This is a genomic window from Motilibacter deserti, from assembly GCF_011250635.1.
Taxonomy (GTDB): domain Bacteria; phylum Actinomycetota; class Actinomycetes; order Motilibacterales; family Motilibacteraceae; genus Motilibacter_A; species Motilibacter_A deserti.
This window is the reverse complement of sequence record NZ_JAANNP010000019.1, coordinates 1-12,300: the sequence shown is the minus strand read 5'-3', so window position 1 is coordinate 12,300 and position 12,300 is coordinate 1. Positions and strand designations below refer to the sequence as shown.

At 69.2% G+C, this 12,300-nt stretch carries 20 protein-coding genes; all 20 read left to right on the top strand.

The window, feature by feature from the left end:
- Positions 1-98 precede the first annotated feature (98 nt).
- Entirely contained in the window at positions 99-473 is a 375-nt protein-coding gene (gene rpsL / locus G9H71_RS15500; protein ID WP_088289628.1) for a 30S ribosomal protein S12, read from the top strand.
- A 1-nt stretch (position 474) separates the two neighbouring features.
- Positions 475-945 (top strand): 30S ribosomal protein S7, encoded by a 471-nt coding sequence (gene rpsG, locus G9H71_RS15495; protein ID WP_166283429.1) that lies wholly within the window; start codon positions 475-477, stop codon positions 943-945.
- 74 nt (positions 946-1,019) lie between these two features.
- A complete protein-coding gene (gene fusA / locus G9H71_RS15490; RefSeq protein WP_166283427.1) occupies positions 1,020-3,122 on the top strand; it encodes an elongation factor G in 2,103 nt (700 codons plus the stop codon).
- A 115-nt stretch (positions 3,123-3,237) separates the two neighbouring features.
- Positions 3,238-4,431 (top strand): elongation factor Tu, encoded by a 1,194-nt coding sequence (tuf, locus tag G9H71_RS15485; RefSeq protein ID WP_166283425.1) that lies wholly within the window; start codon positions 3,238-3,240, stop codon positions 4,429-4,431.
- Between the two features lie 520 nt (positions 4,432-4,951).
- Positions 4,952-5,260, top strand: coding sequence for a 30S ribosomal protein S10 (gene rpsJ / locus G9H71_RS15480; protein ID WP_066889903.1), 309 nt, complete (start codon positions 4,952-4,954; stop codon positions 5,258-5,260).
- Positions 5,261-5,332: 72 nt separating this feature from the next.
- Positions 5,333-6,004: a 50S ribosomal protein L3 gene (rplC, locus tag G9H71_RS15475; protein WP_166283423.1), complete on the top strand. Its 672-nt coding sequence runs from the start codon at positions 5,333-5,335 to the stop codon at positions 6,002-6,004.
- Positions 6,001-6,696 (top strand): 50S ribosomal protein L4, encoded by a 696-nt coding sequence (gene rplD, locus G9H71_RS15470; protein ID WP_166283421.1) that lies wholly within the window; start codon positions 6,001-6,003, stop codon positions 6,694-6,696. The genes rplC and rplD overlap by 4 nt, the downstream gene beginning before the upstream one ends.
- 38 nt (positions 6,697-6,734) lie before the next feature.
- Entirely contained in the window at positions 6,735-7,031 is a 297-nt protein-coding gene (rplW, locus tag G9H71_RS15465; protein WP_166283457.1) for a 50S ribosomal protein L23, read from the top strand.
- 73 nt (positions 7,032-7,104) lie between these two features.
- A complete protein-coding gene (gene rplB / locus G9H71_RS15460) occupies positions 7,105-7,941 on the top strand; it encodes a 50S ribosomal protein L2 (protein ID WP_166283418.1) in 837 nt (278 codons plus the stop codon).
- Positions 7,942-7,959: 18 nt separating this feature from the next.
- Complete coding sequence (gene rpsS / locus G9H71_RS15455; RefSeq protein WP_166166707.1) at positions 7,960-8,241, top strand: 30S ribosomal protein S19; 282 nt, start codon at positions 7,960-7,962, stop codon at positions 8,239-8,241.
- A complete protein-coding gene (gene rplV, locus G9H71_RS15450) occupies positions 8,234-8,647 on the top strand; it encodes a 50S ribosomal protein L22 (protein ID WP_166283416.1) in 414 nt (137 codons plus the stop codon). The genes rpsS and rplV overlap by 8 nt, the downstream gene beginning before the upstream one ends.
- Complete coding sequence (gene rpsC / locus G9H71_RS15445; protein ID WP_166283414.1) at positions 8,647-9,540, top strand: 30S ribosomal protein S3; 894 nt, start codon at positions 8,647-8,649, stop codon at positions 9,538-9,540. The genes rplV and rpsC overlap by 1 nt, the downstream gene beginning before the upstream one ends.
- Positions 9,541-9,545: 5 nt before the next feature.
- Positions 9,546-9,965 (top strand): 50S ribosomal protein L16, encoded by a 420-nt coding sequence (gene rplP / locus G9H71_RS15440; protein WP_166283412.1) that lies wholly within the window; start codon positions 9,546-9,548, stop codon positions 9,963-9,965.
- Complete coding sequence (gene rpmC / locus G9H71_RS15435) at positions 9,965-10,201, top strand: 50S ribosomal protein L29 (protein WP_166283409.1); 237 nt, start codon at positions 9,965-9,967, stop codon at positions 10,199-10,201. The genes rplP and rpmC overlap by 1 nt, the downstream gene beginning before the upstream one ends.
- A complete protein-coding gene (gene rpsQ / locus G9H71_RS15430) occupies positions 10,198-10,524 on the top strand; it encodes a 30S ribosomal protein S17 (protein ID WP_166283407.1) in 327 nt (108 codons plus the stop codon). The genes rpmC and rpsQ overlap by 4 nt, the downstream gene beginning before the upstream one ends.
- 9 nt (positions 10,525-10,533) lie before the next feature.
- Positions 10,534-10,902 carry a 50S ribosomal protein L14 gene (rplN, locus tag G9H71_RS15425; protein ID WP_166166692.1) on the top strand — a complete coding sequence of 123 codons (369 nt, stop codon included), beginning with the start codon at positions 10,534-10,536 and terminating at the stop codon, positions 10,900-10,902.
- A gap of 10 nt (positions 10,903-10,912) precedes the next feature.
- Complete coding sequence (rplX, locus tag G9H71_RS15420; protein WP_166167720.1) at positions 10,913-11,236, top strand: 50S ribosomal protein L24; 324 nt, start codon at positions 10,913-10,915, stop codon at positions 11,234-11,236.
- Complete coding sequence (gene rplE / locus G9H71_RS15415) at positions 11,236-11,805, top strand: 50S ribosomal protein L5 (RefSeq protein WP_166283405.1); 570 nt, start codon at positions 11,236-11,238, stop codon at positions 11,803-11,805. Before rplX ends, rplE begins: the two co-directional genes overlap by 1 nt.
- A 3-nt stretch (positions 11,806-11,808) precedes the next feature.
- Positions 11,809-11,994, top strand: a complete 186-nt coding sequence (locus G9H71_RS15410) for a type Z 30S ribosomal protein S14 (RefSeq protein WP_166166686.1) — start codon at positions 11,809-11,811, stop codon at positions 11,992-11,994.
- 121 nt (positions 11,995-12,115) lie between these two features.
- Positions 12,116-12,300, top strand: a 185-nt coding sequence (rpsH, locus tag G9H71_RS15405) for a 30S ribosomal protein S8 (RefSeq protein WP_166283403.1), incomplete at its 3' end; no start/stop codon positions are given.

Sequence of the window (12,300 nt, the reverse complement as noted above, 5' to 3'; positions counted from 1 at the left end):
GGGGTCGGCTGCGGAGCGGCTCTCACCGTCAATTCGACGCGGAGAGACACGCGCGAGCTTTGCCACGCGAGACGGGACTGAAGGGAAGACTGGACGCGGTGCCCACGATTCAGCAGCTGGTCCGCAAGGGCCGCCAGGACAAGGTCGGCAAGACCAAGACGCCGGCGCTCAAGGGCTCGCCCCAGCGCCGCGGCGTCTGCACGCGCGTTTACACCACCACGCCGAAGAAGCCGAACTCGGCGCTGCGCAAGGTCGCCCGTGTTCGGCTGACCAGCCAGATCGAGGTCACCGCGTACATCCCCGGCGTCGGCCACAACCTGCAGGAGCACTCGATCGTGCTCGTGCGTGGCGGCCGTGTGAAGGACCTCCCCGGTGTTCGCTACAAGATCATCCGCGGCTCGCTCGACACCCAGGGCGTGAAGAACCGCAAGCAGGCTCGCAGCCGCTACGGCGCGAAGAAGGAGAAGAGCTGACATGCCGCGCAAGGGACCGGCGCCCAAGCGCCCGCTCGTCGTCGACCCCGTCTACGGGTCGCCCCTGGTGACGCAGCTCGTCAACAAGATCCTCCAGAGCGGCAAGAAGTCGATCGCCGAGCAGATCGTCTACGGCGCGCTCGAGGGCACGCGCGAGAAGACGGGCAACGACCCCGTCGTCACGCTGCGCCGTGCCCTGGACAACGTGAAGCCGACCCTCGAGGTCCGCAGCCGCCGTGTCGGTGGCGCGACCTACCAGGTGCCGGTCGAGGTCAAGCCGAACCGCTCGACGACGCTGGCGCTGCGCTGGCTCGTCAGCTACTCGCAGGGCCGTCGCGAGAAGACGATGACCGAGCGCCTGATGAACGAGCTGCTCGACGCGAGCAACGGCCTCGGCGCGAGCGTCAAGCGGCGCGAGGACACGCACAAGATGGCCGAGTCCAACAAGGCCTTCGCCCACTACCGCTGGTAGTTCGGGGGGAACTCCGGTTCCCTCCCGCGGGCGCACATTCCAGCTTCGAGCCGACGAGGGACGCGTAGACCCACATGGCCACCGACGTACAGACCACGGACCTGGCTCAGGTCCGCAACATCGGCATCATGGCGCACATCGATGCCGGCAAGACCACCACCACCGAGCGCATCCTCTTCTACACCGGTATCAACTACAAGATCGGTGAGGTCCACGAGGGCGCGGCCACGATGGACTGGATGGAGCAGGAGCAGGAGCGCGGCATCACGATCACGTCGGCCGCGACGACCTGCCAGTGGGACGGCCACACGATCAACATCATCGACACCCCGGGCCACGTCGACTTCACGGTCGAGGTGGAGCGCTCGCTGCGCGTCCTGGACGGGGCCGTCGCGGTGTTCGACGGCGTGGCTGGCGTCGAGCCGCAGTCGGAGACGGTCTGGCGGCAGGCCGACCGCTACAACGTCCCGCGCATCTGCTTCGTCAACAAGCTCGACCGCACGGGTGCCGAGTTCCACCGCTGCGTCGACATGATCGTGGACCGGCTCGGCGCCACCCCGCTGGTGCTGCAGATCCCGATCGGCGCCGAGGCGGACTTCAAGGGCGTCGTCGACCTGATCGCGATGAAGGCGCTCGTGTGGAGCGCCGAGGCGGCCAAGGGTGAGATGTACGACACCCTCGACATCCCGGCCACCCACACCGAGGCCGCCCAGGAGTGGCACGACAAGCTGCTCGAGACGCTCGCCGAGAACGACGACGCGGTCATGGAGCAGTACCTCGAGGGCAACGAGCCCTCCCAGGAGGAGCTCATCGCCGCCATCCGGCGCGCGACGATCGCGGGCAAGATCACCCCCGTCCTCACCGGCTCGGCCTTCAAGAACAAGGGCGTCCAGCCCATGCTCGACGCGGTCGTGCGCTACCTCCCGTCGCCGCTGGACATCGGCGCCGTCGAGGGTCACGCCGTGGGCAACGAGGAGGAGACGATCACCCGCGAGCCCGCGGACGACGCGCCCCTCTCGGCCCTCGCGTTCAAGATCATGAGCGACCCGCACCTCGGCAAGCTCACCTACATCCGGGTCTACTCCGGCACGCTCACCACCGGGACCCAGGTGCTCAACAGCACCAAGGGGAACAAGGAGCGCATCGGCAAGATCTATCGGATGCACGCCAACAAGCGGGACGAGATCGACAAGGTCACCGCCGGCCACATCGTGGCCGTCATGGGCCTGAAGAACACCACCACCGGCGACACGCTCTGCGGTCCCGAGGCTCCCGTGGTGCTCGAGTCGATGAACTTCCCCGCGCCGGTCATCTCGGTCGCCGTGGAGCCCAAGTCCAAGGGCGACCAGGAGAAGCTGGGCGTCGCGATCCAGCGCCTGGCCGAGGAGGACCCGACCTTCCAGGTCCGCACGGACGAGGAGACGGGCCAGACCATCCTCGCCGGCATGGGCGAGCTGCACCTCGAGGTGCTCGTCGACCGCATGCGCCGCGAGTTCCGCGTCGAGGCCAACATCGGCAAGCCCCAGGTGGCGTACCGCGAGACGATCCGCAAGACCGTCGACCGCTACGACTACACCCACAAGAAGCAGACCGGCGGCTCCGGCCAGTTCGCGAAGGTCCAGATCGCCCTCGCCCCCACGGGCGGTGGCGACGGCGGCTACGAGTTCGAGAACAAGGTCACCGGTGGCCGCATCCCGCGCGAGTACATCCCTTCCGTGGACGCGGGCGCGCAGGAGGCCATGGAGCTCGGCATCCTCGCCGGCTACCCGATGGTGGACGTCAAGGTGACGCTGCTCGACGGCGCCTACCACGAGGTCGACTCCTCGGAGATGGCGTTCAAGATCGCCGGGTCGATGGCCTTCAAGGAGGCCGCTCGCAAGGCCGACCCGGTCCTGCTCGAGCCGGTCATGGCCGTCGAGGTGACCACGCCCGAGGACTACATGGGCGACGTCATCGGCGACCTCAACTCCCGCCGTGGCCAGATCCAGGCCATGGAGGAGCGTTCCGGTGCCCGCGTCGTCAAGGCGCTCGTGCCGCTCTCGGAGATGTTCGGCTACGTCGGCGACCTGCGCAGCAAGACGCAGGGCCGCGCGAGCTACTCCATGCAGTTCGACTCCTACGCCGAGGTGCCGCGCAACGTGGCGGAGGAGATCGTCAAGAAGGTCCGCGGCGAGTAGCCCACTGCTCGACCCGTCAGACCTTCTGACACCATCAGTACCCGCAGCAGGCACACAGGCGGCAGGCACCGGCCCTGCACCAGCCACCGAAACGTTTCCTAGGAGGGACCCACCCGTGGCGAAGGCGAAGTTCGAGCGGACCAAGCCGCACGTCAACATCGGGACGATCGGGCACATCGACCACGGCAAGACGACGCTCACGGCGGCGATCACCAAGGTCCTGCACGACCGCTACCCGGACGTCAACCCCTTCACGCCGTTCGACCAGATCGACAAGGCGCCGGAGGAGCGGCAGCGCGGTATCACCATCTCCATCGCGCACGTCGAGTACCAGACCGAGGCGCGCCACTACGCGCACGTCGACTGCCCCGGTCACGCCGACTACATCAAGAACATGATCACGGGTGCGGCGCAGATGGACGGCGCCATCCTCGTGGTCGCAGCGACCGACGGCCCGATGCCGCAGACCAAGGAGCACGTCCTCCTGGCCCGCCAGGTCGGCGTCCCCTACATCGTCGTGGCGCTCAACAAGGCCGACATGGTCGACGACGAGGAGATCCTCGAGCTCGTCGAGCTCGAGGTCCGCGAGCTCCTGTCCGAGTACGAGTTCCCCGGCGACGACGTCCCCGTGGTCCGCGTCTCGGCGCTCAAGGCGCTCGAGGGCGACGAGGAGTGGGCCGACAAGCTCATGGAGCTGATGAACGCGGTCGACACCGCGATCCCGCAGCCTGAGCGCGAGGTCGACAAGCCGTTCCTCATGCCCGTCGAGGACGTCTTCACGATCACCGGTCGCGGTACGGTCGTCACGGGCCGTATCGAGCGCGGTGTCGTCAAGGTCAACGAGACGGTCGACATCGTCGGCATCCGTCCTGAGAAGACCACGACGACGGTCACCGGCATCGAGATGTTCCGCAAGCTGCTCGACGAGGGCCAGGCCGGCGAGAACGTCGGCCTGCTGCTCCGCGGTATCAAGCGCGAGGACGTCGAGCGCGGCCAGGTCATCATCAAGCCGGGCACGACGACGCCGCACACCGAGTTCGAGGCGAACGTCTACATCCTGTCCAAGGACGAGGGTGGCCGGCACACGCCGTTCTTCAACAACTACCGTCCGCAGTTCTACTTCCGGACGACCGACGTGACCGGCGTGGTGACCCTCCCCGAGGGCACCGAGATGGTCATGCCGGGCGACAACACCGAGATGTCGGTGCAGCTCATCCACCCGATCGCCATGGAGGAGGGCCTGCGCTTCGCTATCCGCGAGGGCGGCCGTACCGTCGGCGCGGGTCGCGTCACCAAGATCAACAAGTAGTCCCCTCGAGTGGGCCGGCGCCCTGGACATCGTCCCGGCGCCGGCCCACTCGTGCGACCGCCTCCGGCGGTCCCGGAGGCTTTCCCGAAGGCGGGCGCATGCCCGAACCAGGGGAAGGGCTCCAGGGCCACCGTCGGCGGTCCTGCGCCGTCCGGGGAGCGGGCCTTCCCGGCCCCGCCGGACGCGATTGGACCCGGAGCCGACGCGTTTGGCATACTGGGCAAGTTGCCTTGGCGGGTGACGGGACAGGCGTGTGCAACGAGCAGTCGGCGCGCACGGCAGGACCGGCATCCGACGGCTGGTGGGTGCGGGAACTGCGGCGGAGCTCGCTCCGACAGGACCCGGCCCGCAGCGGTGGCAGGCGGCGCAGTGCGGGCACGAGTGCGACACGCCCGACCTCGGGGGTCGGAGCGGGCGGGCTCGGGGCGCCCCACGCAAGGCCTGGACCGGCGAGACCAGATCGGGACGGGCAACAGCCCGGCACGAGCAGCGGTACGAGACGAAGGACGATTCCAACGCCATGGCGGGACAGAAGATCCGCATCCGGCTCAAGGCCTACGACCACGAGGTCATCGACAGCTCGGCGCGCAAGATCGTCGAGACGGTGACCAGGACTGGTGCTCAGGTCGCGGGCCCGGTGCCGCTGCCGACCGAGAAGAACGTCTATTGCGTCATCCGCTCGCCGCACAAGTACAAGGACTCGCGCGAGCACTTCGAGATGCGCACCCACAAGCGGCTCATCGACATTCTCGACCCGACGCCGAAGACCGTCGACTCGCTCATGCGGCTCGACCTCCCGGCCGGCGTCGACATCGAGATCAAGCTCTAGTCCGGCCACGGTTCTCGACTACAGCGGTCGACTGACAGCGGACGACAACGGACGACAGAGGACGAAAGCAGAATGGCTTCGCAGGTACCCAATGTCCGAGGGCTCCTCGGCGAGAAGCTGGGCATGACCCAGGTCTGGGACGATGGCGGCCGGCTCGTGCCGGTGACGGTCGTCCAGGCCGGGCCGTGCGTGGTGACGCAGGTCCGCAGCACCGAGACCGACGGCTACTCCGCCGTCCAGCTCGGCTACGGCGTGATCGACCCGCGCAAGGTGATCAAGCCCCTCTCCGGCCACTTCGCCAAGGCCGGCACCACGCCCCGCCGTTTCCTCGTCGAGGTCCGGACCGAGGACGCGGCCGAGTTCGCGCCCGGCCAGGAGCTGACCGCCGACGTCTTCGAGGCGGGTCAGAAGGTCGACGTCGTCGGCCGCAGCAAGGGCAAGGGCACCGCGGGTGTCATGAAGCGCCACGGGTTCAAGGGCCTGGGCGCGGGCCACGGCACGCAGCGCAAGCACCGCGCGCCCGGCTCGATCGGCGCCTGCGCGACCCCGGCCCGCGTGTTCCCCGGCCTCAAGATGGCCGGCCGCATGGGCAACGTCCGCACCACGACGCAGGGCCTCACGGTCCACGCGGTGGACGCCGAGAAGGGCCTGATCCTCATCAAGGGCGCCGTCCCCGGCCCCCGAGGCAGCGTCGTCCTCGTGCGCACCGCGTCCAAGACTCCGGCGAAGGCGGCTGGCCGATGAGCACGATCGACGTCCGCACCCCGGCCGGCGGCACCGCCGGCACCGTGGAGCTGCCCGCCGAGGTCTTCGACGTGCAGGCCAACATCGCGCTGATCCACCAGGTGGTCGTCGCCCAGCTCGCCGCCGCGCGGCAGGGCACGCACGACACCAAGACCCGCGGCGAGGTCCGCGGCGGTGGCAAGAAGCCGTTCCGTCAGAAGGGCACCGGCCGCGGCCGGCAGGGCTCGACCCGCGCCCCGCAGTGGGTCGGCGGTGGCACGGTCCACGGGCCGTCCCCGCGCGACTACTCGCAGCGGACGCCCAAGAAGATGAAGGCCGCCGCCCTGCGCGGCGCGCTCTCCGACCGTGCGCGGCACGGGCGCGTGCACGTGCTGACCGCGGTGGTCGAGGGCGACGCCCCGTCGACCAAGGCCGCGATCACCGCGCTCGCGACGCTGACCGACCGCCGCCACGTGCTGGTCGTCCTCGAGCGCTCGGACGAGCTCGGCCTGCGCAGCCTGCGCAACGCGCCGCAGGTCCACTGGATCTACGCCGACCAGCTCAACACCTACGACGTGCTCGTCTCCGACGACGTGGTCTTCACCCGGGGCGCGCTCGACGCGTTCCTCGCCGGCCCGCCCAAGGGCCGGAGCGCGACCGCGGTCGGGCGTGAGAGCGAGCTGTCCCTCGACAAGGTTGGGAGCGCCGAGTGAGCCGCGCGATCAACGGTCCGAGCGCGAGCCGCGCCCTTCTGGCCCGGGACTCCCGGGACGTCCTGCTGGCCCCGCTGGTCAGCGAGAAGAGCTACGGCCTGCTGGACCTGAACCAGTACACGTTCCTCGTCCGCCCGGACGCCAACAAGACCGAGGTCAAGACCGCGGTCGAGAAGGTCTTCGGGGTCCGGGTGTTGAACGTCAACACGATCAACCGCGAGGGCAAGCGCAAGCGGACCCGCTTCGGGTTCGGGCAGCGCGTCTCGACCAAGCGAGCGATCGTGACCCTGGCCGAGGGCGACCGCATCGACATCTTCGGTGGACCGGTCTCCTGACCTCCGGGTCTGAGCGACTGCGCCAGAGACAGACAGACGAGCCGACGAACAGCTGACGAGGACGCGACACCCCATGGGCATCCGCAAGTACAAGCCGACGACGCCGGGCCGGCGCGGCGCGAGCGTTGCCGACTTCGCCGAGATCACGCGCAGTGAGCCGGAGAAGTCGCTGGTCGTGCCGCTGCCGAAGAAGGGCGGCCGCAACAACACCGGCCGCATCACCACTCGGCACCAGGGTGGCGGCCACAAGCGGGCGTACCGGCTCATCGACTGGCGCCGCGACGACAAGGACGGCGTGCCGGCCAAGGTCGCGCACATCGAGTACGACCCCAACCGCACGGCCCGCATCGCGCTCCTGCACTACGCGGACGGCACGAAGCGCTACATCGTGGCGCCGAACCGTCTCTCGCAGGGCGACCCGATCGAGAACGGCCCCGGCGCGGACATCAAGCCCGGCAACAACCTGCCGCTGCGCAACATCCCCGTCGGCACCACCGTGCACTGCATCGAGCTGCGCCCCGGCGGCGGCGCGAAGATCGCCCGCTCGGCCGGCACGAGCGTCCAGCTCGTCGCGAAGGAGGGGCCGTACGCGCTGCTGCGCATGCCCTCCGGCGAGACCCGCAACGTCGACGTGCGCTGCCGCGCCACGATCGGCGAGGTCGGCAACGCAGAGCAGGCCTCGATCAACTGGGGCAAGGCCGGCCGCAACCGCTGGCGGGGCAAGCGCCCCACCGTCCGCGGTGTGGCCATGAACCCCGTCGACCACCCGCACGGCGGTGGTGAGGGCAAGACCAGCGGTGGTCGCCACCCGGTCAACCCCAATGGAAAGCCCGAAGGCCGTACCCGCCGGGCCAATCGGCCCAGCGACCGGCTCATCGTCCGCCGTCGCAAGACCGGCAAGAAGCGCTGAGGGAGCAGGTAGCCAGCGATGCCGCGCAGCCTGAAGAAGGGCCCGTTCGTCGACGACCACCTTTTGAAGAAGGTGGACGCGCAGAACGACAAGGGCACGAAGAACGTCATCCGCACCTGGTCCCGGCGCTCCATGGTGGTGCCGGCCATGATCGGCCACACCATCGCGGTGCACGACGGCCGCAAGCACGTCCCGGTGTTCGTGACGGACGCGATGGTCGGGCACAAGCTCGGCGAGTTCGCTCCGACGCGGACCTTCCGTGGCCACGTCAAGGAGGACCGGAGGTCTCGCCGTGGCTGAGAACAAGACCCGCCACCTGGGCGAGAACGAGGCCCTGGCGACCGCGCGCTACGTGCGCATGTCGCCGACCAAGGTTCGCCGCGTCATCGACCTGATCCGCGGCATGGAGGCCGAGCAGGCCCTCAACGTGCTGCGGTTCGCGCCGCAGGCCGCGAGCGAGCCGGTCGGCAAGGTCCTGGCGAGCGCCATGGCGAACGCCGAGAACAACAAGCAGCTCGACCGCGGAACGCTTCGCGTGAGCCAGGCATACGCGGACGAGGGCCCGACGTTGAAGAGGTTCAGGCCTCGTGCGCAGGGCCGCGCTTACCGCATCCGCAAGCGCACGAGCCACATCACGGTGGTCGTGGAGTCGGTGACGTCGACGCAGCAGTCGCAGCGCGCCGGTGCGAAGGGAGGGGCCCGCTAGTGGGTCAGAAGGTCAACCCGCACGGGTTCCGGCTCGGCATCACCACCGACTTCAAGAGCCGCTGGTACGCCGACAAGCTCTACAAGGACTACGTCAAGGAAGACGTCGCGATCCGCCGGATGATGACGCGCGGCATGGAGCGCGCGGGCATCGCCAAGGTCGAGATCGAGCGCACCCGCGACCGCGTCCGCGTGGACATCCACACGGCCCGCCCGGGCATCGTCATCGGCCGCCGCGGCGCCGAGGCCGACCGCATCCGCGGCGACCTCGAGAAGCTCACCGGCAAGCAGGTGCAGCTCAACATCCTCGAGGTGAAGAACCCCGAGATCGAGGCGCAGCTGGTAGCCCAGGGCGTCGCCGAGCAGCTCTCGAGCCGCGTGTCGTTCCGTCGCGCCATGCGCAAGGCCATGCAGAGCGCGACCAAGGCCGGCGCCAAGGGCATCCGGGTGCAGTGCTCGGGCCGCCTCGGCGGCGCGGAGATGTCGCGCTCGGAGTTCTACCGCGAGGGCCGCGTCCCGCTGCACACGCTGCGCGCGAACATCGACTACGGCTTCTTCGAGGCCCGGACGACGTTCGGCCGCATCGGCGTCAAGGTCTGGATCTACAAGGGCGACGTCACGAGCCTGTCGGCCGAGCGCCAGGCGGCTGCCGCCGCTGCGCGCCAGCCGCGCCGTGACGCCGGTGCCCGTCCCGCCCGTGGGGGCGGCCGTGGCGCCGGCTCGGGCCCGCGCCGCGAGGCGCAGGGCGCCGTCTCGGCCGCTGCGGACACCGCGCACAGCGAGGCCGGGCCGCACCAGGCCCAGACCGAGGCCTCGGCCGTCGAGGCCACGATCCGCGAGGCGCAGCAGCAGAGCAACGCTGCCGCGCCGGCGGACAACGGACAGGAGGGCTGACCCCCATGCTCATCCCCCGTCGGGTCAAGCACCGAAAGCAGCACCACCCGAGCCGCTCGGGCGCTGCCAAGGGCGGCACGCGTGTGACCTTCGGCGAGTACGGCATTCAGGCGCTCGAGCCGGCGTACGTCACCAACCGCCAGATCGAGTCCGCCCGTATCGCGATCACCCGCCACATCCGTCGTGGTGGCAAGGTCTGGATCAACATCTACCCGGACCGCCCGCTGACCAAGAAGCCGGCCGAGACCCGCATGGGCTCCGGCAAGGGCTCGCCGGAGTGGTGGATCGCGAACGTGAAGCCGGGTCGGGTCATGTTCGAGCTGTCCTACCCGAACGAGAAGACGGCCCGGGAGGCCCTGCTGCGCGCGTCGCACAAGCTCCCGATGAAGTGCCGCATCGTCAAGCGCGAAGAGGGTGTTGCGTGATGGCGCTCGGGACCAAGGCGGCCGAGCTGCGCGGGGTCGAGGACGACGAGCTCCTCGGCAAGCTGCGCGAGGCCAAGGAAGAGCTGTTCAACCTCCGCTTCCAGGCGGCGACCGGGCAGCTGGACAACCACGGGCGACTGAAGGCCGTGCGCCGCGAGATCGCCCGCATCTACACGATCCTGCGCGAGCGCGAGCTCGGCATCACGACCACTGAGGGCACGGAGGGAGCGGCATGAGCGACCAGAACATCGAGGCGGCCCAGGCCGCTCCGGCCAGCGCCCCCGGCGCGGCCGATGTCCACGTGCAGGGCCGCGGCTACCGCAAGACCCGTGAGGGCCTCGTGGTGAGCGACAAGATGGACAAGACCGTCGTGGTCGCCGTCGAGGACCGCTTCAAGCACCCGCTGTACGGCAAGGTCGTGCGCCGCACGAGCCGGCTCAAGGCCCACGACGAGCGCAACGACGCCGGCGTCGGCGACCGCGTGCTCCTCATGGAGACCCGGCCGCTGTCCGCTTCGAAGCGCTGGCGGATCGTCGAGATCCTCGAGAAGGCCAAGTAAGGACTATCGATGATTCAGCAGGAGTCGCGGCTGCGCGTCGCCGACAACACCGGGGCCAAGGAGCTGCTCTGCATCCGGGTCCTCGGTGGGTCGGGGCGGCGCTACGCCGGCATCGGTGACGTCATCGTCGCCACCGTGAAGGACGCGATCCCCGGCGGGACCGTGAAGAAGGGTGACGTCGTCAAGGCTGTCGTCGTCCGCACCGTCAAGGAGCGGCGTCGTCAGGACGGGTCGTACATCCGCTTCGACGAGAACGCCGCGGTCATCATCAAGGACGGCGGGGACCCGCGCGGCACGCGCATCTTCGGCCCGGTCGGCCGTGAGCTCCGCGAGAAGCGCTTCATGCGCATCATCTCGCTCGCGCCGGAGGTGATCTGACATGACTCAGATGCGCATCAAGAAGGGCGACCGCGTCCTCGTCATCGCAGGCAAGGACAAGGGCGCCACGGGCCGGGTCATCGAGGCCTTCCCGAAGGACGACAAGGTCATCGTCGAGGGTGTCAACCGCGTCAAGAAGCACACGAAGGTCGGCCAGACCGCTCGTGGCGCCAAGACCGGCGGCATCGTGACGACCGAGGCCCCGATCCACGTCAGCAACGTGATGCTGGTCGTGGAGAAGGACGGCAAGCGCGTCGGCACCCGGATCGGCTTCCGGGTCGACGAGGACGGCAACAAGGTCCGGGTCGCCAAGCGGACCGGCGAGGACATCTGATGACTGCAGAGGCACCTGAGAAGGTCACGCCGCGTCTCAAGACGCGCTACCGCGCGGAGATCGCGTCGGCGCTGACCGAGCAGTTCGGCTTCACCAACCCGATGCAGGTTCCGACGGTCGTCAAGGTCGTCGTGAACATGGGCGTCGGCGAGGCGGCCCGTGACTCCAAGCTGATGGATGGCGCGATCCGCGACCTCACGGCGATCACCGGTCAGAAGCCGGCGGTCACGAAGGCCCGCAAGTCGATCGCGCAGTTCAAGCTCCGCGAGGGGCAGGCGATCGGCGCGCACACCACGCTGCGCGGTGACCGCATGTGGGAGTTCCTGGACCGCCTGCTGTCGACGGCGCTGCCGCGCATCCGTGACTTCCGTGGGCTGAGCCCGCGCCAGTTCGACGGCGCCGGCAACTACACGTTCGGCTTGACCGAGCAGTCGATGTTCCACGAGATCGACCAGGACCGGATCGACCGCGTGCGAGGCATGGACATCACGGTCGTCACGACCGCCAAGACCGACGACGAGGGCCGCGCGCTCCTGCGCCTCCTCGGCTTCCCGTTCAAGGAGTCCTGAGCAGTGGCGAAGAAGGCCCTGATCCACAAGGCCATGTCCAAGCCGAAGTTCGCTGTCCGCGGCTACACCCGCTGCCAGCGCTGCGGTCGGCCGCACTCGGTCTTCCGCAAGTTCGGCCTCTGCCGCATCTGCCTGCGCGAGATGGCGCACCGCGGCGAGCTCCCGGGCGTCACCAAGAGCAGCTGGTAGGCGTGCGCCTGCCGCGACTGTTGGCAACCCCGGTACTCATCTCTAATCGATCGCCGCAGGCCGGCGCGACCGCCCTTCGGGGCGGCGCGTGCGGAACCGCGGCGGGGAGGAACACCCGGCCATGACGATGACCGACCCGATCGCAGACATGCTCACGCGTCTGCGCAACGGCAACACCGCGTACCACGACGAGGTCCGCATGCCGCACTCCAAGATCAAGGCGGGCATCGCCGAGATCCTGCAGCAGGAGGGCTACATCTCCGGCTGGAAGGTGCAGGAGGCGACCGTGGGCCAGGAGCTCGTGCT

Bases quoted from the DNA above. Each gene is read 5' to 3' on its own strand.
- rpsJ (WP_066889903.1), top strand. From the start codon at position 4,952: ATGGCGGGACAGAAGATCCGCATCCGGCTCAAGGCCTACGACCACGAG.
- rplD (WP_166283421.1), top strand. From the start codon at position 6,001: ATGAGCACGATCGACGTCCGCACCCCGGCCGGCGGCACCGCCGGCACC.
- rpsQ (WP_166283407.1), top strand. From the start codon at position 10,198: ATGAGCGACCAGAACATCGAGGCGGCCCAGGCCGCTCCGGCCAGCGCC.
- rplE (WP_166283405.1), top strand. From the start codon at position 11,236: ATGACTGCAGAGGCACCTGAGAAGGTCACGCCGCGTCTCAAGACGCGC.
- rplP (WP_166283412.1), top strand. From the start codon at position 9,546: ATGCTCATCCCCCGTCGGGTCAAGCACCGAAAGCAGCACCACCCGAGC.
- rpmC (WP_166283409.1), top strand. From the start codon at position 9,965: ATGGCGCTCGGGACCAAGGCGGCCGAGCTGCGCGGGGTCGAGGACGAC.
- rpsS (WP_166166707.1), top strand. From the start codon at position 7,960: ATGCCGCGCAGCCTGAAGAAGGGCCCGTTCGTCGACGACCACCTTTTG.
- rplB (WP_166283418.1), top strand. From the start codon at position 7,105: ATGGGCATCCGCAAGTACAAGCCGACGACGCCGGGCCGGCGCGGCGCG.
- rplN (WP_166166692.1), top strand. From the start codon at position 10,534: ATGATTCAGCAGGAGTCGCGGCTGCGCGTCGCCGACAACACCGGGGCC.
- rplC (WP_166283423.1), top strand. From the start codon at position 5,333: ATGGCTTCGCAGGTACCCAATGTCCGAGGGCTCCTCGGCGAGAAGCTG.
- fusA (WP_166283427.1), top strand. From the start codon at position 1,020: ATGGCCACCGACGTACAGACCACGGACCTGGCTCAGGTCCGCAACATC.
- rplX (WP_166167720.1), top strand. From the start codon at position 10,913: ATGCGCATCAAGAAGGGCGACCGCGTCCTCGTCATCGCAGGCAAGGAC.
- rpsG (WP_166283429.1), top strand. From the start codon at position 475: ATGCCGCGCAAGGGACCGGCGCCCAAGCGCCCGCTCGTCGTCGACCCC.